This window comes from Saccharospirillum sp. (assembly GCF_039982735.1).
GTDB lineage: Bacteria > Pseudomonadota > Gammaproteobacteria > Pseudomonadales > Natronospirillaceae > Saccharospirillum.
The window spans coordinates 111,334-129,566 of record NZ_JBDWXV010000015.1; the positions used below are offsets into that span (position 1 = coordinate 111,334).

The 18,233-nt window shown below is 57.9% G+C and carries 15 protein-coding genes; 10 read left to right on the forward strand and 5 right to left on the reverse strand.

Annotated features, from left to right (window positions below; genetic code table 11):
• Nucleotides 1-14: 14 nt before the first annotated feature.
• Nucleotides 15-1,187 (reverse strand): IscS subfamily cysteine desulfurase, encoded by a 1,173-nt coding sequence (locus tag ABJT94_RS13960; RefSeq protein ID WP_348476141.1) that lies wholly within the window; start codon nucleotides 1,185-1,187, stop codon nucleotides 15-17.
• Nucleotides 1,184-1,678, reverse strand: coding sequence for a Fe-S cluster assembly transcriptional regulator IscR (gene iscR, locus ABJT94_RS13965; RefSeq protein ID WP_348476142.1), 495 nt, complete (start codon nucleotides 1,676-1,678; stop codon nucleotides 1,184-1,186). Before iscR ends, ABJT94_RS13960 begins: the two co-directional genes overlap by 4 nt.
• A 370-nt stretch (nucleotides 1,679-2,048) precedes the next feature.
• Here iscR and ABJT94_RS13970 point away from each other — a divergent pair, with 370 nt between their 5' ends.
• The 9 genes from ABJT94_RS13970 (at nucleotide 2,049) to bfr (ABJT94_RS14010) (ending at nucleotide 10,754) form a co-directional block, all read left to right on the forward strand.
• Complete coding sequence (locus ABJT94_RS13970; protein WP_348476143.1) at nucleotides 2,049-2,843, forward strand: ABC transporter ATP-binding protein; 795 nt, start codon at nucleotides 2,049-2,051, stop codon at nucleotides 2,841-2,843.
• A complete protein-coding gene (locus ABJT94_RS13975; protein WP_348476144.1) occupies nucleotides 2,843-3,847 on the forward strand; it encodes a branched-chain amino acid ABC transporter permease in 1,005 nt (334 codons plus the stop codon). The genes ABJT94_RS13970 and ABJT94_RS13975 overlap by 1 nt, the downstream gene beginning before the upstream one ends.
• Nucleotides 3,848-3,899: 52 nt before the next feature.
• Complete coding sequence (locus ABJT94_RS13980) at nucleotides 3,900-4,952, forward strand: branched-chain amino acid ABC transporter permease (RefSeq protein WP_348476146.1); 1,053 nt, start codon at nucleotides 3,900-3,902, stop codon at nucleotides 4,950-4,952.
• An 85-nt stretch (nucleotides 4,953-5,037) separates the two neighbouring features.
• The gene (locus tag ABJT94_RS13985) at nucleotides 5,038-6,234 is read left to right on the forward strand and encodes an ABC transporter substrate-binding protein (RefSeq protein WP_348476148.1); all 1,197 of its coding nucleotides are present in this window, start codon (nucleotides 5,038-5,040) and stop codon (nucleotides 6,232-6,234) included.
• Nucleotides 6,235-6,322: 88 nt separating this feature from the next.
• Nucleotides 6,323-7,114 (forward strand): ABC transporter ATP-binding protein, encoded by a 792-nt coding sequence (locus ABJT94_RS13990; protein ID WP_348476149.1) that lies wholly within the window; start codon nucleotides 6,323-6,325, stop codon nucleotides 7,112-7,114.
• Nucleotides 7,115-7,128: 14 nt separating this feature from the next.
• Nucleotides 7,129-8,961, forward strand: a complete 1,833-nt coding sequence (locus tag ABJT94_RS13995) for an AMP-binding protein (RefSeq protein WP_348476150.1) — start codon at nucleotides 7,129-7,131, stop codon at nucleotides 8,959-8,961.
• A 72-nt stretch (nucleotides 8,962-9,033) separates the two neighbouring features.
• Complete coding sequence (locus tag ABJT94_RS14000) at nucleotides 9,034-9,681, forward strand: 2OG-Fe(II) oxygenase (protein ID WP_348476151.1); 648 nt, start codon at nucleotides 9,034-9,036, stop codon at nucleotides 9,679-9,681.
• Nucleotides 9,682-9,807: 126 nt separating this feature from the next.
• Nucleotides 9,808-10,284, forward strand: a complete 477-nt coding sequence (gene bfr, locus ABJT94_RS14005; protein WP_348476152.1) for a bacterioferritin — start codon at nucleotides 9,808-9,810, stop codon at nucleotides 10,282-10,284.
• 2 nt (nucleotides 10,285-10,286) lie between these two features.
• Entirely contained in the window at nucleotides 10,287-10,754 is a 468-nt protein-coding gene (bfr, locus tag ABJT94_RS14010; RefSeq protein ID WP_127555823.1) for a bacterioferritin, read from the forward strand.
• 319 nt (nucleotides 10,755-11,073) lie between these two features.
• Here the strand turns inward: bfr (ABJT94_RS14010) and ABJT94_RS14015 are convergent, their stop codons facing one another.
• The 3 genes from ABJT94_RS14015 to ABJT94_RS14025 all read right to left on the reverse strand — a co-directional run bounded on the left by ABJT94_RS14015 (nucleotide 11,074) and on the right by ABJT94_RS14025 (nucleotide 15,371).
• The gene (locus ABJT94_RS14015) at nucleotides 11,074-12,777 is read right to left on the reverse strand and encodes an L-lactate permease (RefSeq protein WP_348476153.1); all 1,704 of its coding nucleotides are present in this window, start codon (nucleotides 12,775-12,777) and stop codon (nucleotides 11,074-11,076) included.
• 108 nt (nucleotides 12,778-12,885) lie between these two features.
• Entirely contained in the window at nucleotides 12,886-13,647 is a 762-nt protein-coding gene (locus tag ABJT94_RS14020) for a hypothetical protein (RefSeq protein ID WP_348476154.1), read from the reverse strand.
• A gap of 53 nt (nucleotides 13,648-13,700) precedes the next feature.
• Nucleotides 13,701-15,371, reverse strand: coding sequence for a glutamine--tRNA ligase/YqeY domain fusion protein (locus ABJT94_RS14025; protein ID WP_348476155.1), 1,671 nt, complete (start codon nucleotides 15,369-15,371; stop codon nucleotides 13,701-13,703).
• Between the two features lie 400 nt (nucleotides 15,372-15,771).
• On the opposite strand from ABJT94_RS14025, the gene ABJT94_RS14030 reads away from it, so the two are divergent.
• Entirely contained in the window at nucleotides 15,772-17,739 is a 1,968-nt protein-coding gene (locus ABJT94_RS14030) for a DNA topoisomerase III (RefSeq protein ID WP_348476157.1), read from the forward strand.
• The last annotated feature ends 494 nt before the right edge of the window (nucleotides 17,740-18,233 follow it).

Here is an 18,233-nt window from a genome sequence, read left to right on the forward strand (position 1 = left end):
TTCCCCTGCGAAGGTCAGGTGGCCGCCGTTTTGGCTTGCGTGCGCAAGGCCGTCACGGCGTCCCTAATACGGTGTATGGCTTGGTCCACCTCTTCACGGGTGGTAAAACGGCCCAGGCTAAAGCGCAAGGAACCGTGTGCGGCCTGATCACTCAGGCCCATGGCTTTTAATACGTACGAAGGCTCAACGCTGGCGGACGTACAGGCAGAGCCGGTAGATACCGCGATGTCGCGCAATGCCATCATCAGCGATTCGCCATCGATGCCGCCAAAATGAACGTTCAGATGGCCCGGCGTACGCGGCGCCTGGCCGCCATTGATGTGTATATCGCCAAGGTCGGCTATGCCCTGCCAGAGGTCATCGCGCAGCGTCGCAATGCGCTGGCCTTCTTCTGCCAGGTGTTCGGACACCAGGTTGGCTGCGGTGCCAATCCCGACCAACTGATGCGTGGCCAGGGTTCCGGAGCGCATGCCCCGCTCATGTCCGCCACCGTGAATCTGGGGCAACAGCTTCAAGCTGGAGCGACGCCGCACATAAAGGGCGCCAACGCCCTTCGGGCCATAAAACTTGTGGGCTGAAACCGACACCAGGGTGGCTTGCCAGTCATCGACGTTCACCGGAATCTTGCCTACGGCCTGGGCCGCATCAACATGAAACCAGACGTTATGGTCGGCACACACCTGGCCAATACCGGCGACGGGGTTCAACACACCGGTCTCGTTATTGGCGGCCATAATGCTAACCAAACGGGTATTGGGTTGCAGCGCCTGAGCGACAGTTTCGGCCGAAATAACGCCATCGGCATCGGGCAGGAGCACCGTCAGGCCGTAGCCTTTTTGCTCCAGATACCGCGCCGGATCGAGCACGGCTTTGTGTTCTGTTGCAGCCACCACGATATGGCAGTCTTGCGGCGCGAATTGTTCGGCAACACCTTTGATCGCCAGGTTATTGCTCTCGGTCGCGCCGCTGGTCCAGACGATTTCGCGGCTATCGGCTCCCAGCAAATCGGCCACCTCATTGCGGGCGTCTTCCACCGCTTCCTCGGCTTGCCAGCCGAGCAAGTGCGAGCGCGAGGCCGGGTTGCCATAGATGCCATCGCGGGTCAGGTGCGCCATCATCCGCTCGGCGACGCGTTCGTCGACCGGCGTGGTGGCGGCGTAATCAAAGTAGATCGGGTGCATGCTCATAACTGACTGGCCAAAATGGTGGCTTCGTTCGGGGCGTCTGTGCGCCCGGTTTTCAAATACTGATTCTGGCGCTGGCTGACGACCTGAATATCACGCCGCCCGACCAGGTCGGCCAGGGAAATCCCGTGCAGAAAATCATGGATTTGCTGGCTCAAGTCTTGCCAGAGGTGGTGTGTCAGGCAGACTTCACCCTGCTGGCAGCCGGTTTTGCCCTGGCATTTGGTCGCATCGAGCGACTCACTGACGGCATCCACCACATCGGCCACACTGATCAGTTCGCTCGGACGGCCAAGCTGGTAACCGCCGCCCGGCCCGCGCACTGAGGTCACCAGAGTATGACGGCGCAGTTTGGCAAACAGCTGTTCCAGGTAAGACAACGAAATGCCCTGCCGCTCAGATATGTCGGACAAACTGATCGGACCTGTCTCCTGGTTCAGCGCCAGATCCAGCATCGCCGTTACCGCATAGCGGCCTTTGGTCGTCAGTCTCATGCGGGTGATCCCCCGAGTAGCCGGAAGTGTCTATCCATGAATGAAGTCGAGCCCCGCCCAAAACGCAGGTATGACTCTATGGGCGCGAATTATAAATACCTGAGTAAAACAGTCAACTATTGCCCGCTAAAAAGCCCGCAAGCCCCGGCCACCCTCCTTGACACCAAATCACGGATCCAATATCAGCCGCCCCATTGATGCAAAAAAATAACAAATTGCCACCTTTCGTTTACAAAACACTCAGGCTGGACTAGTTATAACGTAAGACGAACAACAACAATAACCGAGTGGTCAGGGCCTGCCTGAACCCCTCTGGAGTCGCTGCCATGCTATCTCTTATACCCCCTCGCCTGGCCGGGAGGGTCCGATTGTGCTGAGTGTTTCCCAGGCCAGCCTGGCTTTTGGCGGGATCAAGGCGCTGGACGATGTGTCCTTTACGGCCGCGCCCGGCGAAATCACCGCCATCATTGGCCCCAACGGCGCCGGTAAAACCAGCTTGTTCAACATCATCTCGGGGTTTTACAGGCCGCAGCAGGGGCAGATCCAGTTTGATAAGCAAAACATCACCCGGATGCGGGCCGACAAGCGCGCTGAGCTTGGCATCGCCCGTACGTTCCAGAACATCGCCCTGTTTCGAGGCATGTCAGTGCTGGAGAACATCAAGCTCGGTGGCCATACCCGGCTGAGCACCGGCTTCTGGGCGTCCGGTTTCTTTTATGGTGGGGCGAGGCGCGAAGAAGCCCGGCTGCGCGCCGAGATCGAACGGGATGTGATCGACTTTCTGGAGCTGGACCACATACGCAAAGCCCCCGTCGCTGCCCTACCCTATGGCCTGCAGAAGCGGGTTGAACTGGGTCGGGCACTGGCGATGCAGCCGCATGTGCTGTTGCTAGACGAACCTGTCGCCGGCATGAACCGGGAAGAAACCGAAGACATGGCCCGCTTCATTCTGGACATTCAGGCCCGGTGGGGCACCACCATTTTGCTGGTCGAGCACGATATGGGCATGGTGATGGACATCTCCAACCAGGTCGTAGTGCTCAACTTTGGACGCCAGATCGCCAAGGGCACGCCGGAACAGGTGCAGGCCAACCCGGCCGTTATTGAAGCCTACCTGGGCACCAGCGACCGCAGTAAAAACGACGCCGGGGAGGTGACCGCCTGATGGGCCAGTTCATTCAGTACATCATTAACGGGGTCATCTCCGGCAGTATTCTGGCACTCATCGCCCTGGGTATTGTTGCCGTGTTCAAGGCAACCAAAGTGGTTAACTTTGCCCATGGCCATCTGATTCTGTTCGGTGCCTACTTCTATTTCACCTTTTCCGTCGTTCTGGCCGACGCGCCCTTTATGCCCGCCTGGGTAAGCAGCTGGGAACCCGCCTGGTTAATGGCCTACGCGGGCGATGCGCCCATGTTCTCACCCAGGGCCGCCATAGCCAGCTGGGTCAGTGACCTGCCGCGCATTCTGCTGGGGCTTGTGGGTGCCCTGGCGGCCAATGCCGTGCTGGCGCTGATCATTGAGCGTTTGATCATGCGCCCGCTGTTGGGCCAGTCTGCCTTTGCGATGATTCTGTCGACCGTCGGGCTAATCTGGGTACTCGAGGGCAGCGCAGGCCTTATCTGGACCGCAGAAGCCGAGCAAGTACCGGCGCTCGGGCCCAATTTCCCAATCCGATTCCAGCTGTTCGACCAGAACCTGTTCCTGTTCAGCGGCTCGCTGGTTAACTTGCTGGTCGCCTTGCTCCTGTTCGCCAGTCTGATGCTGGTACTGCGGTATACCCGCTCCGGTGTCGCGATCCGGGCCACCGCCGAGGACCAAAGCACCGCCTACGCCATGGGCATCAACGTACCCAGGGTGTTTTCCACCGCGTGGCTGGTGGCTTCAACAACCGGTGCCGTTGCCGGAGCCATTCTGGCCAGCCGTAATGGCTTGTCACCCGCCATAGGTCTGTTTGGCCTGTCGGTATTGGCGGTGGTGTTAATGGGCGGGCTGGATTCCTTTGCCGGTGTGCTGATTGCCTCGATGCTGGTCGGTATTTTGAGCTCAATGGCGCAATGGAAACTCGGCGGCGGTGTGGCTGAGATCGTGCCCTACGTGGCGGTTCTGGTGGTGATTCTGATTCGGCCTCATGGCTTTATGGGCCAAGAGGAGATCGAGCGAATATGACCAACATCGTCCGCTACACCGACATACACCACCCTGACCACAGGATAACGCCATGATCACCGGACACTTTAAGACGGATTACAGTGCCGATGAGGGCATCTGGTCGAACTGGCCCAAACGCTGGGGGTTGGTGGCTGCTTTGATTGGTCTGGCGATTTTCCCGTTCATCGCCAGTAACTATGCACTGCTGCTGGCCGGGCAGATCGGCATCTTCATTGTCGCCGTGGTGGGTCTGAACGTATTGATTGGGTACACCGGGCTAATGTCGCTCGGCCACGGTGCTTTCTTTGCGGTCGGCGCTTACACCACCGTGGCCATCCACCATGAGTGGCCGCTCACTTTTCCTCTGATTACGCTGGTTATTTCGACGGTCGTTGCCGCGGCGTTTGGGGTGTTGTTCGGGCTGCCGTCGTTGCGGGTTAAAGGTCTCTATCTCGCCGTGGCCACCCTGTCGGCCAATTTCATTATTCTGTTTCTGATCGAGCAGGAGTGGCTGGCCGAATGGACCGGCGGGATCAGCGGCACGGAAACCCCCAATGCCGTTTTCTTCGGCGTTGAGCTGGTGTCACAGCAAGCCAAATACTTCTTCATCATGCCGGTGATGGTGCTGATGCTGCTGTTCGCGCAGAACCTGTTCCGCACCCGCTTTGGCCGTGCCCTCATTGCCATTCGCGACAAAGACTATTCGGCCGAGATTCTGGGCATCGCTCTGTTCAGCTACAAGCTGAAAAGCTTCGCCATCTCAGCCGCCTACTGCGGCGCTGCGGGCAGCCTGTGGGCTTACTTTTTCCCGGCTATACTGCCGGAAGACTTTGGGCTGAACATGTCGATCACGCTGGTCGTCTGCCTGGTCGCCGGAGGGATGGGGCGCACGCTCGGGCCGATATTCGGGACTATCCTGATTCTGCTGGTGCCGGAGCTGCTCAAGATCGTTGCCGCTAACATTACCGGCGGGGACGCAACCGCCCAAACCTGGGTGAGCCCGACACGGGACATTTTGTTTGGCCTGATGATCATCGGCTTTTTGATATTCGAGCCAATGGGGCTGGTTAACATCTGGGACCGTTTCTGGCGCTTTATGTCGCGCTGGCCGTTTGCGAAGTGAGAGAAAGCTGCGAGCTTCGAGCTGTTAGCTTAAAACTCGCAGCTCGAAGCTCACAGCTCATAACTACAACAAAAAGGAGGCTATCATGGCCCTGAATCGAAGAACCTTGTTAAAAACCGGCGCCGCTCTCACGGCGGCCAGCATGGCCCCGGGCATTGTGCGGGCGGAAGGCGCGCACTGGCGCGTGGCGGCTTCATTGCCAATGACAGGCCCCTTCGCGACCGCGGGCCAGCTTGTGGCCCCGGCCTTCAGCGAGTTCGAGCAGCAGGTTAACGACAACGGCGGCATTGGCGGCAAGCCGATTCGGGTTGAAGTGGCCGACTCCGGTTACATTCCACGCAACGCCCTGGCGAATTTCCAGCGCGCTCAGGCCGCCGGCGACCTGCACTTTTACTATGGCGACTCCACCGGTTTTATGGAACTGGTCGGCCCCACCCTCACCGGTGACAACGCGGTGATGATGGGCTCAACCTCCTTTGCCTCGGCTCTGTCTGACCCAGCCAACCGGCCCTACCAGTTCATGGCTGGCCCCACCTACGAAGACCAGTTCGAAATTCTGTTGCGTGACATCGCCAACAAAGGCGGTAAAACCGTTGCCTTCGTGTATTCCGATACTGAATTTGGGCGTGACCCCATCGAACATGGCCGGCAAGTTGCCGCAGAACTCGGCATTGACGTGGTGCTGGAAGAAGTCACCCGCGCCGAAGGTGCAGACATTGAAAACCACGTCACCAAACTGGCCCAAGCCAACCCGGAATACACCATTCTGCAGGGATACGTGACCGGCGTCTGGCCTCAATTGATCGGCGGTGCCCGGGCATTCGGCCTGACCACCCAGTTCATGGGCACCTTCTGGGGCATGGAAAAAATCATTGCCGATCGGGTGACCGAGCAGGCAGGCCCGTTCCTCGATGGTTACCAGGGCGTTATGCCCTACCGCTACTTCTACGACCAGGACGACGCCCCGTTTTATCAGGAACTTGGGGCGTTCAAGCGCTCCGTTAATCCGGGGTTTTCCGGCTACGTTACCGCCTGGGAACTGGAAGGCCGCTTGTGCCTGGAACTGTGGAAACTGTGCATGGAGCGCGTGATTGAAGCCGACAAAGAAGTCACGCCCGATAATCTGATGGCCGAGCTTGGCGCTATTCGCAACTGGGACAGCGGCGGTTTCTTCGGGGCACCGGTCGACGTGGTCGATAACAAAATCGGCCAGGGCCGTGTGTACCGCTACGACGCCGAAACCCGCCTGTACAACCCGGTTTCGGACTGGATTCAGGTCTGATAGAACTCGGCTTGTTCGTCAGAGCTGAACCCTCACGGTGGCCCGGGGGCAACCCGGGCCTACCCCGTTTCCGAATTCGGATGCAGACATGCTGAGCATTGAAAACATTGAAGTGGCCTATCACCACGCCATTCAGGTGCTGAAAGGCCTGACGTTATCGGTCGAACCGGGCGAGGTTGTCGCTCTTCTGGGTGCCAACGGCGCCGGTAAAACCACGGTTCTCAAGGCCGCTTCTGGCCTGTTGCCGCTGGAAAACGGATCAATCGACGCCGGCCAGATTCGCTTCAACGACGACCCCATTAATCGGGTTGCCCCCCACGAACTGGCCCGTGCCGGCCTGATTCACGTTCGCGAGGGGCGACGCATTTTTGCCGAAATGACGGTGGAAGATAACCTCATCGCGGCCTCCTATGCGCTGACCGGGCGCAAGGAAAAACCAGACTACGACGCCGTGTATGCGTTTTTCCCAAAGCTCAAAGAGCGGGCCCACCAGACGGCTGGTTTGTTGTCGGGTGGGGAGCAGCAAATGCTGGCCATCGGCCGTGCACTGATTGGCAAACCCCGGCTGATTTTACTGGATGAACCCTCACTCGGTTTAGCGCCGCGCATGGTCGATGAAATATTCGACAACATCGCCCGGGTGAATCAGGAACAGGGCGCCAGCATTTTACTGGTCGAACAAAACGCCAGTGCCGCCTTTCGCATCGCTCACCGGGGTTTCATTCTGGAGAATGGCAAGGTGGTGCTCGAAGGGTCGGTCGAACAATTGCGCGAAAACCCCGACATCCAAACCTTCTATCTGGGTGTTGGCGAGCAGGACGATCAAAAATCGTTTCGAAACATCAAGCACTACAAGCGCCGCAAGCGCTGGCTCAACTGAGGAGCGCCGCCGAGATGTCTGAACGTTCGTTTCACGATCAGGGCTACATCAGCCTCACCCAGTTACTGGAGCGCCACGCCCAAACCGTGCCCAATGAAGTGGCCATGCGTCAGAAAGACATGGGCATCTGGAAGGAAACCACCTGGCGCCAATACCGGAACCAGACTCACGCCATTGCCGCGGGGCTGATTGAACTGGGCATTCAACACAGCGACCACGTCGGCATTATTTCCGAAAACCGCCAGGAGTGGATTGTCGCGCAACTGGGCATCAACAGCGCCGCCGCTGTGTGTTGCGGCATTTACCCGACCAGCCCGGCCAGCGAAGTGGTGCATCTGCTGAGCAGCGCCGATTGCAAAGTCGTGTTTTGCGAAGACCAGGAACAGGTCGATAAGGTCCTGGAGATACGCGACAAACTGCCGCTGCTGGAACACATCATCGTCTTCGACGCCAAAGGCCTGTACGGCTACGACGCCAGCCTTTGGATGACGCTCAATGAATTGATTGATCGTGGTAAAACCCAACTGAAACGCTCACCCGGTGCTGTGACAGACCGCCTGGCTCAGCAGGTACCGGAAGACACGGCGCTGATTGTGTTTACCTCGGGCTCCACCGGCCTGCCCAAGGCCGCGATGATTTCATTCCGGAACATCTGGTCGCAAATGGCGTTGCTGTGGGATGCCGTACCCTCCCAGACGCATCAGAACATCTTGTCCTACCTGCCTTTGTGCCACGTCGCCGAGCAGGCGTTTTCGACCATGAACGCCATGGCACGCCGCATGGTGGTGAACTTTGGCGAAAGCCTGCGCACCATCCGCACCGACCTGCAGGAAATCTCCCCGCAGATGTTTTTCGGCGTACCCCGCATATGGGAAAAAATGCAGTCTGAACTGACCGTGCTCGGCGACCGCACCGGCCCGTTGCGCCGCTGGTTGTTGCACAAGGGTTTGAAATCGGCCCAGCAGCGCGGCACCAAACCCAGGTCACAATGGACGAGCCAGGAGAAACTGAGCTACGCCCTCTACCGGCCCTTTCTATACGCGCCGCTGCTTGGCTACCTCGGCCTGGCCCGCTGCAACATCGCCATGACTGCCGCTGCGCCGATTTCACCGGACTTGCTGGCCATGTTCCGTGGAATGGGTCTGTCGCTGATCGAAATCTACGGCATGACCGAAACCACCGGCGCCGCCACCCTGCAACCGATGGACCTGAACTGCCAGGGCCGCATAGGCCGCGCCATTACCGGTGTGGAATCCCGGGTGGGCGACGACGGCGAATTGCTGCTGCGCGGCCCGATTATCTTCAAGGGCTATTACAAGAACGATAAAGCCACGGCTGAGACCCTGCAAGATGGCTGGCTGCACACCGGCGATGTCGTCGAAGAACACCAAGACGGCACCCTGACCATTGTTGACCGCAAGAAAGACATCATCATCAATGCAGCGGGCAAGAACCTGTCACCCAGCGTGATCGAAAACACCATGAAGGCCAGCCCCTTTATCAAGGAATGCATCGTGATCGGTGACCAGCGCAAATTCCTGGTCGCACTGATTCAGGTCGATTACGACACCGTCACCACCTGGGCAGAACGCCAGAACCTGGCTTACACTACGTTCAAATCCCTGGCCGAAAACGACCAGGTAAGAGCCCTGGTGCAAGCCGAAATCGACAGGGGCAACGCCCAGTTGGCCCCGGTTGAGCAGATCAAACGCTTCACCCTGCTGACCAAGGAACTCGACCACGACGACGGCGAAGTCACCGCCACCATGAAGGTACGGCGCAGTACTATTGCCAAGCAATATGAACAGCAGATTGAGGCTTTGTTCAGAGAAGAGACAGCGGCTTAAAAAACCGCGTAAAAAGACTTTACCCGGCGGTCAGTTTTCGTACTATAGCGCACCCTTACTGGATGCCCGGCCTTGAACACAACCGCCCTGCTGACCCCCTTGTGGGATTACGACCTCATCGCCGATGGCCTGCGCCAACACGGCTGGGTGCACCTGCCCCACGGCATCAGCGACCGGCTGGCTCTCGACCTGCTGCAGGACATCCACCGCCACCAGCCCGACCAGTGGGACCAGGCCGGTATCGGCCGCAAGCAGGACAACCATACCAACGACCTGATTCGTCGCGACAGCACCCACTGGCTAACCGGGGAAACACCCGCGCAAAGTCAGTACCTCACAGCGGCCGACGAACTGCGGCTCGAACTCAACAAACGCCTGATGCTCGGCCTGTGGGACTATGAATGCCACTACGCCCGCTATGACACCGGCGCTTTCTACCGCAAGCACGTCGATGCCTTCCGCGGCCGCACCAACCGGGTGCTGACGACGGTGACCTACCTGAACCCCGACTGGCAAGACAACCAGGGCGGCGAGCTGTTGCTCTACAATGAGCAAAACCAGCTCATCAGCCGCTTGTTGCCCACCCTGGGCAGCATGGTCATCTTCCTAAGCGAAGAGTTCCCGCACGAAGTGCTGGCGGCCGAACGCACCCGGTTCAGCATTGCTGGCTGGTACCGCAACAACAATTCCATTCAGAACCGGATCGACCCGAGTCAGTAGGGAGCCTCTGAACAATTCCCCCAGGGGGAATTATTCAGAGGCCCCCTAGCGTTTTTTCCCACATCACCGGTCAGTCAGCTATACTCCCCGAGACCTATTTTGATACAGCGTTTCAGGAGTTTTCCAATGCAGGGTGACCGTCAGGTGATCGACGCACTGAACAAGGTGCTGACCACCGAACTGACCTCCATCAACCGCTACTTTCTTCACGCGCGGATGTACCGCAACTGGGGTCTGGAACGGCTGAACGAGCACAGCTACAAGAAATCCATCAAGGACATGAAACAGGCCGATGAGCTGATTGAGCGCATTCTGTTTCTGGAAGGCCTGCCCAACCTGCAAAAGCTGAACCGGTTGATGGTTGGTGAACACACCGAAGAGATGCTGAAGCTGGACGCCGACTTCCAACTGGAGCAGATCAGCCAGCTCAAAGACGCCATCGCCCTGTGCGAAACCCAACAGGACTACGTCAGCCGCGACATGCTGGTCGAACTGCTGGAATACGAGGAAGACTACCTCGACTGGCTCGAGACCCAGCACTACCAGATCGCCAACGTCACGCTGCCGAATTACCTTCAAGCCAACCTGTCGGATGAGGACTGACCATGAAAGGCAACCCAACCATCATCAAGGCGCTTAACGCCTTGCTCGCCAACGAACTGTCGGCGATGGATCAGTACTTCCTGCATTCTGAAATGTATCGCGACTGGGGCCTGAACAAACTCTACGAGCGCATCAGCCACGAGTTTGACGACGAAAAAGGCCACGCCACCAAACTGATTGAACGCATCCTGTTTCTGGAAGGCACGCCCAACATGAAAGACCGCGAACCGATCAACATCGGTTCCGACGTGCCTTCCATGTTGCAGAGCGATCTCGACATTGAGTACGCCGTACAAAAAATGCTGGCCGACACCATCGCCCTGTGCGAGAAAGAGCAGGACTACGGCACCCGGGATATGCTGGAACCATTGCTCGACGACACCGAGATGGACCACGCCTACTACCTGGAACAGCAACTGCGCCTGATCAAGATGATCGGCCTGCCGAACTACCTTCAGTCCCAGATGTAACTCAAGATTGGTGGCTATGGTCCGCGTCGGCCACCGGTTATGCTTATGCGGGGTCGGCGTATATCCGTCCATGGAGCCTAGGCCGCAGGATATGAATCCCCTCCATGGGATTCACCCTTCGGGCTCGCTGCGCTCATGCTAAAACGCTCCTGGCGTTTTAGTCCATGCTGCGGACTTCCCCGCAGAAGCATAACCGGCACCCGCCGCTCGCATTGTGCAAAACCCAAACTTTGAGATTAAAGCCACAGCTTTTACTTCAATGAGTTTACTCGTCCTAGGCAGACCGTTTTATTCTCTTATCCCACTCTATGCCAGTGCCTTACTGCATCGCCGCCATCACAGGATCTCCCACCTCAATAACATACACCGCAATCAGCGTAATCACACCCGCAAACGCTAGGTAATACAGTGTCGGAATGATGGTCATGCGCAGTATCGTGCCCTCGCGCCCCATCAAACCAACGGTAGCCGAAGCCGCAACAATATTGTGAATGGCAATCATATTCCCGGCCGCCGCACCCACCGCCTGGGCAGACACCAGCATCGCGGTTGAAACCCCCAGCAACTGAGCCGTATTGAACTGAAAATCAGACAGCATGAGATTCGACAAGGTGTTGGAGCCGGCAATAAAGGCACCCAAGGCACCAACGGTTGATGCAAACATTGGGTACACTACCCCGACTCCGTTCGACACCAACTGCGCCATCGCACGCGGCATCGAAGGCAAGTCGGCCGCGTTCACGCCAGAATTAATCAGAATTCGAACCATGGGAATGGTGAATACCAGCACAAAGCCGGCGCTGATCAGGGTTTTGGTGCTCTCGCTGGCCGCATGGCCCAGCGAACGCATTCCCACGCGCTGAAGTAACATTGTAAGCGCTACCACAACCACCATGATACCGCCTGGCAAATACAGGGGCTGCAGACTGCCACTGATGCCGCCCTCGCCCAAAATATCGGTCCAGCCGAAGGCAAGAAAGGTTTCCACGAAACTTTTCAGAACGGGAATGGCCCGGGTCAGCACCAGCAATATCGCCAGCAAGGCGTAGGGCGCCCAGGCCCGCAGCAGCGGCATGCGCTGCTCGGGTGGCGTGTCATCCAATGGAATGTTAACGCTGCCATTCCAGGCTTCAGGCCACTGCTGTTTAGCCGAGAAATCCCAGGGCTCTTTCGGCAGTAACCAGCCACGCTTGGCCACCGGCACGACAATCATCAAGCCGATCAGCGCACCCAGCATTGAGGGGAATTCAGGGCCGAGCAGAATGCCAGCCGCCGCGTAGGGAATGGTAAATGCCAGGCCTGCAAACAGCGCAAATGGAAACATGGCAAAACCTTCCCGCCACTGTTTTTTCTCGCCGAAAAACCGCGTCAGCATCAGGCACATCAGAAACGGCATCAGGGTGCCGATAATACCGTGGGTAATCGCAATTTCAGAGGTCATCAGCCGGTAAAATTCGCTCCAACTGCTGCCATCGGCAACCAGCAATTCGGTAATGGCGATTCGGTCCAGCCCCCCGGTTACCCCGACCACAATGGGCGTACCCACGGCCCCGAAAGATACCGGCGTTGACTGCACCATCATACCCATCACCACCGCAGCCATGGCCGGGAAACCGAGCGCGACCATCAACGGCGCAGCAATGGCGGCTGTGGTGCCAAACCCGGATGCCCCCTCCAGAAAGCAGCCAAACATCCAAGCCACCAGAATCACCTGAACCCGCCGGTCCGGGCTGATGTCGGAAAACCCGGCACGAATGGCCGAGAGCGCACCACTGGCTTTCAGAGTGTTAAGGAGCAGTAGCGCGCCAAAAATAATCCAGAGAATACCCGCTGTAAGAATCAGCCCTTGCAGCACAGAAGCGGTCATCCGCATCAGGCTCATCTGCCACACCCAGCCACCCAGTACCAGGGTGACCAGCAGCACGACCGGCATGGCTTTTTTGGCGGGCCAGTGAAAGCCAACCAATAGAATGCCAGCCAGTACAATAGGCAAGAAAGCCAGGGAATAAACAACAGACAGCATGCAAAGCTCCAGACAGAGGTTTTTCAACCTCGCAGTCTAGACCACTGATCGAGTTATAACTTGCTTGGGATCAAGAAACCCGTGGTTTGCTCGCTCCTTGCTGGCCCATCACCAATGCAGTGTTGCTCCAAACAGGGCGTAATGCAGCCAGGCGAATGTGTAGACGTCGCCGCCTTCGCCACCCCCTTCCAGGGTGCGGTAACCAGCTCTCGCCGTTACCCGGTCACTCCACCGGTAATTGGCAACAAATGCTGCATCGATCGCCCGGCCCTGGGGGCTGCCCAGTGCGTCAATATCGAATTCCAGCGTCACGGCATCGCTCAGGTGACGTTGTGCATTAAAATGCAACAAGGGCACAACACCCAGGTTGGGGTCATCGGCTTCGGTGCTGCCCTGAGTCAGCCGAATGTTGGCATCCCGAACCAGCAGCGTTGCGCCCGCCCCCAGCGTCCACTGTTGATCGTCCTGAAAGGTATAGCGATAAGTCAGCCGGTAGGTGTTGAACTTGTAGTAGCCTTCGATGGGTGTATCGGCCGCGAAGGATTCGCCACCGAAGCGAGTCGGCTCACTCAGTGTGCCTGTGCCTTCAATGCTGACCGGGGCATAGAGCGCCCGCACGGTGTGACGCTCGGCGAACGTTTCTTCAACGCTGAGGCGGACATAGGGCACCGGGCCGGCACCGGTGAGTTCGAGCAGATCGAAGCGGTCACCGGCCGATGAATTGGGGATCTGGGTATCGTTGTAAGAGAAGCCGAGCGGGCCGGCCTCGAACGTCAGATTCAACGCCTGGGCAGGCACCGCCACCAGCGTCAACGCCGGCACTAACGCCAGCCGACTGAGAATTGAGGAAAAAACGGGGAAACGAACCATGGTGATGCTCCTTTTGAACGATCACCATGGTACGGCAGGCAACTCAAGCCGGTTCAGACTTTACGTTCCCAGACCTCTTTCAAGCCGATGGTTCGGTTGAACACCAGGGCATCCGGTTTGGACTCATACCGGTCTATCACAAAGTACCCTTCGCGCTCGAACTGATACGACTGCTCCGCCGCGCCCTTGGCCAGGCTCGGCTCGACCACGCAGCCAGTTAGCACCTTCAACGATTCGGGGTTCAGGTACTGCATGAAGTCATCACCGCCGCGATCCGGGGTTTCGGTATCGAACAGGCGGTCGTACAAGCGCACTGTGGCCGGCACGCCTTCGCTGGCCGACACCCAGTGAATCACACCGCGCGGGCGAACGCCTTCAGGGGCATCAGCACCTACCGTGCCTTCGACCACCTTGGCACGAATCTCTGTAATCTCACCGGCGTCGTTCTTGATCACTTCATCGGCCTGAATGATGTAGGCATTGCGCAACCGCACCCATTCACCGGAGACCAGGCGCTTGAACTTCTTGCGCGACAGGGTGTTGTCTTCATTGAAATCGGACCGGTCGATGTAGATTTCGCGGGTGAACGGCAGTTCGCGCTCGCCCAGGTCTTCCCGATTCGGGTGGCCCGGGGCGGTGAACACTTCGCGGTGCCCTTCTGGCAGGTTGGTGAACACCACTTTCAACGGGTCCAGCACGGCCATGGCGCGGGGGGCGTTGTCGTTCAAGTCTTCCCGGATGGCGAAGTCGAGCATGCCCAGGTCCACCACGCCGCCGGCGCGGCTGGTGCCAACCATATCGGAGAAGTGGCGCAGCGAGGCTGGCGTGACACCGCGACGACGCATGCCACTGATGGTGGGCATGCGCGGGTCGTCCCACCCATCGACCACGCCATCATCGACCAGGCGCTTGAGTTTGCGCTTGGAGGTAATGGTGTAGTTCACGTTTAACCGGGCAAATTCATACTGGCGCGGCACGGCAGGCACGGGCAATTTGCTGATGAACCAGTCGTACAGGGGCCGGTGATCTTCAAATTCCAGCGTACAGATGGAGTGCGTGACGCCTTCTATCGCATCGGACTGGCCGTGGGCGAAGTCGTAACTTGGGTAGATGCACCATTTGTTGCCCGTCTGGTGATGCGCTTTCTTGCGAATGCGATACAGAATCGGGTCGCGCAGGTTCATGTTCGGCGCGGCCATATCAATTTTCGCACGCAGCGCACAAGAGCCTTCGTCCAGCTCGCCATTGCGCATTTGCTCGAACAGGGCCAAGTTTTCCTCGACGGTGCGGTCTCGGTACGGGCTGTTTCGGCCGGGCTCTGTAAGCGTGCCGCGGTATTCCCGCGCCTGGTCACCGGAGAGATCACACACGTAGGCATCGCCGTTTTTGATGAGGTGCACGGCGTAGTCATACAACGTATCGAAGTAGTTCGAGGTGTATTTTTCAGTCTCGTTCCACTCAAAACCCAGCCAATGAATGTCGGCTTTGATCGAATCGATGTATTCCTGTTCTTCTTTCTCCGGGTTGGTGTCGTCGAACCGCAGGTTGCAGACACCACCGAATTGTTCGGCCAAACCAAAGTTCACGCAGATGGATTTCGCATGGCCAATGTGCAGATAGCCATTTGGCTCTGGTGGGAAGCGCGTGACGATTTTATCGTGCTTACCCTTGGCCAGATCATCCTCAATGATGGTGGCGAGAAAGTTGGACGGCTTGTCACTCATGTAAACGAACACTCCCGGGTCGGTCGAGTAAAGTCAGGCCGGGCTGCACGCAGCAACCCAAAGGCGGGCATTATAGCGGGTTCATTGCTGGCGGGTAAGGCGTCTGGCTGTGATCTGGTGCCAGGAATCCGTGCCGTGTGGTTGGTATGCCTTGTTGCCAGGAGTCCGTGCAGGGCACCGGGTAGGCCTGGTCGGGGTCGGCGTGAACCCGTCCATGGGGCCTAGACTTCGGCATCCATGCCTCAGACTTCCCCGCCCAGGCCTACCCGGCACCCAGCACTCGACTGGTTGCAAACGCTGCATTCTTAAAACTAAAAGCTCGCAGCTCGCAGCTCAAAACCTTGATCCAAGCCGCCGCCCAGATTACTGTATATCCATCCATACTTATCGAACTACCTTAATGCGCCTTTTTATTGCCGAAAAACCCAGCCTCGCCCGCGCCATTGCCGATGCCCTACCCGGCACTGGCAAGAAAGAAACAGGCTGCATCCGCTTTGCCAGTGGCGACGTGGTGAGCTGGTGCATCGGCCACCTGCTGGAGCAGGCCGACCCGGATGCCTACGACCCCGCCTTTAAACGCTGGAGTCACGATCACCTGCCGATCATCCCGAAACAATGGCAGTGGGTACCCAGAAAGCAGGTGGGCGCTCAGTTAAGTGCCCTGCGCAAACTGGTGAAAGAGGCCGACCAACTAGTCCACGCCGGCGACCCGGACCGCGAAGGCCAGTTACTGGTCGATGAAGTGATCGCCTACTTAAAGGTGCCCGCCGCCAAAAAGGCCGCCACCCAGCGTTTACTGATTGCCGACCTGAACCAGGCCGCCGTAGAGCGATCCCTGCGTCAGCTAAAACCCAACGCCGACTTCCAGCCACTCTCGACCTCTGCCCTCGCCCGCTCCCGGGCCGACTGGCTGTACGGCATTAACCTCACCCGGGCGATGACGCTTCAGGGCAAGGTTGCCGGGTACCAGGGCGTATTGTCGATTGGCCGGGTACAAACACCGGTACTGGGCCTGGTGGTCGGGCGGGACGACAGCATCGAGGCCTTCGTCAGCAAACCCTATTACGAAGTAATCGCCCTGCTGGAAACCGAACAGGGAGAGCGCTTCCACGCCAAATGGGTGCCCAGCGAAGCCTGCGAGCCCTGGCTGGACGACCAGGGCCGCAACCTCTCCCAACCTTTAGCGCAAAACGTGGTGCAGCGGGTCAGCTTCAAACCGGCGAGCGTTACCAGGCTGGAGCAGAAGGCCATTAACCAGCCAGCGCCCCTGCCGCACAGCTTGTCGAGCTTGCAGATGGACGCCAACCGCGCCTTCGGCATGAGCGCCCAGCAAGTGCTCGACACTGCCCAGTCGCTCTATGAAACCCACAAAGCCATCACCTACCCGCGCTCCGATAGCCGCCACCTGTCTGCAGAACATTTTGCCGAAGCGGCCGTGGTGACCAAAGCGATAGAGACCAGCCTGAACAACCTGAACCATTCGGGCTTTACCGACACCGGTGGCCGCCTGAACCTGAAACAGAAAAGCAAAGCCTGGAACGACGCCAAAGTAGGCGCGCACCACGCCATCATCCCCACCCAGCGCAGCCTAACCCGGCTGAATGCCGATGAACTCAAAGTCTACAGCCTGGTCTGCCGCAACTATTTAGCGCAGTTTATGCCGGTGTGGAAAAAGCTGGATACCAAGGTAGAGGTCACCATAGAAAACGGCCTGTTCCGGGCCAGCCAGACCGATACTCACGACCTGGGCTGGAAAGCCCTGTTCCCAAGTGCCCGCACCAAAGAGGACGCAACCACAGAATCAACAACAGCACCGCCCCTGCCTCCCCTGAAAGAAGGCCAACCACTGCAATCCCTGCAGGCCGACTGCCAGGAAAAACACACCACACCCCCAAAACCTTTCACTGAAGCCACCCTACTCGCTGCCATGACCGGCATCAGCCGCTTTGTAAGCGATGCCTCGCTGAAGAGCATTCTGAAAGAAACCGATGGCCTGGGTACCGAAGCCACCCGGGCGGGGATTATTGAGCTTTTGTTCAAACGTGGTTTTTTGCAGCGCCAGGGGAAGAACATACACGCAACCCAGGCGGGCAAGACGCTGATACACGCCCTGCCCGAGCGGATTACCAAGCCGGACCTAACGGCCAGGTGGGAATCTGTGTTGGGGGATATTGCGAGCAAGAAAGCCCGGTATGAGGATTTGATGGGGCCGCTTGAGGTGGGCCTGGGTGAGTTGTGTGGGCAATTGCGCACGGTTGTGCCGACTGGGTTGGCTGGACTGGGTAAAAAGCCTGGCAAGGGCTTTGGAAGAAAGCGAAAACCGAGGAAGACAGCCAAAAAGACCACCACACCCCGCCCCAATTCGTAGGAAGCCAGTCCCCTGGGTGACAGGAAGCAAAACAAACCACACCCCCCGATTCCGTTCGCACTGAGCCTGTCGAAGTGCCTTGGGGAGCTCAATAAACCACTGAACCTTACCCTAAACCGAGCCTATCAATCCAAAAGCGGACAGATGTGACACCCCTATTCAATAAATACTTGCCAACTGAATCGCAGAGTGAGATGGTGAAGAAACAACGTTTTTCGCCTTGGTGTGCCCTGTAACCGGCCGGGCGGTAGCGAGTCTGGTCGATTTTCAACGGATAGGATTCTTCGAGAAAAGACGCTCTAACATGCATTCAATTTGCTCGGATACATCAACCTCAAAAATCTACTTTGCTGCCTCAAAGGCTTTGCAGTGATGATTATCCATGCAATATCTCTGGACATGCGACAAAAGTGACGGAATATCCTGGGTAACCTGCACTTTTACAAGCTACTAAGGGTCGCTAAATGATTGATTAAGGCTTGTGAAAATGCCTA

Excerpts from the sequence above, each read along its gene's own strand:
- ABJT94_RS14030 (WP_348476157.1), top strand. The coding sequence starts at position 15,772 with ATGCGCCTTTTTATTGCCGAAAAACCCAGCCTCGCCCGCGCCATTGCC.
- bfr (WP_348476152.1), top strand. The coding sequence starts at position 9,808 with ATGCAGGGTGACCGTCAGGTGATCGACGCACTGAACAAGGTGCTGACC.
- ABJT94_RS14025 (WP_348476155.1), bottom strand. The coding sequence starts at position 15,371 with ATGAGTGACAAGCCGTCCAACTTTCTCGCCACCATCATTGAGGATGAT.
- iscR (WP_348476142.1), bottom strand. The coding sequence starts at position 1,678 with ATGAGACTGACGACCAAAGGCCGCTATGCGGTAACGGCGATGCTGGAT.
- ABJT94_RS13995 (WP_348476150.1), top strand. The coding sequence starts at position 7,129 with ATGTCTGAACGTTCGTTTCACGATCAGGGCTACATCAGCCTCACCCAG.
- ABJT94_RS13980 (WP_348476146.1), top strand. The coding sequence starts at position 3,900 with ATGATCACCGGACACTTTAAGACGGATTACAGTGCCGATGAGGGCATC.
- ABJT94_RS14020 (WP_348476154.1), bottom strand. The coding sequence starts at position 13,647 with ATGGTTCGTTTCCCCGTTTTTTCCTCAATTCTCAGTCGGCTGGCGTTA.
- bfr (WP_127555823.1), top strand. The coding sequence starts at position 10,287 with ATGAAAGGCAACCCAACCATCATCAAGGCGCTTAACGCCTTGCTCGCC.
- ABJT94_RS14015 (WP_348476153.1), bottom strand. The coding sequence starts at position 12,777 with ATGCTGTCTGTTGTTTATTCCCTGGCTTTCTTGCCTATTGTACTGGCT.
- ABJT94_RS13960 (WP_348476141.1), bottom strand. The coding sequence starts at position 1,187 with ATGAGCATGCACCCGATCTACTTTGATTACGCCGCCACCACGCCGGTC.
- ABJT94_RS13975 (WP_348476144.1), top strand. The coding sequence starts at position 2,843 with ATGGGCCAGTTCATTCAGTACATCATTAACGGGGTCATCTCCGGCAGT.
- ABJT94_RS13990 (WP_348476149.1), top strand. The coding sequence starts at position 6,323 with ATGCTGAGCATTGAAAACATTGAAGTGGCCTATCACCACGCCATTCAG.
- ABJT94_RS13985 (WP_348476148.1), top strand. The coding sequence starts at position 5,038 with ATGGCCCTGAATCGAAGAACCTTGTTAAAAACCGGCGCCGCTCTCACG.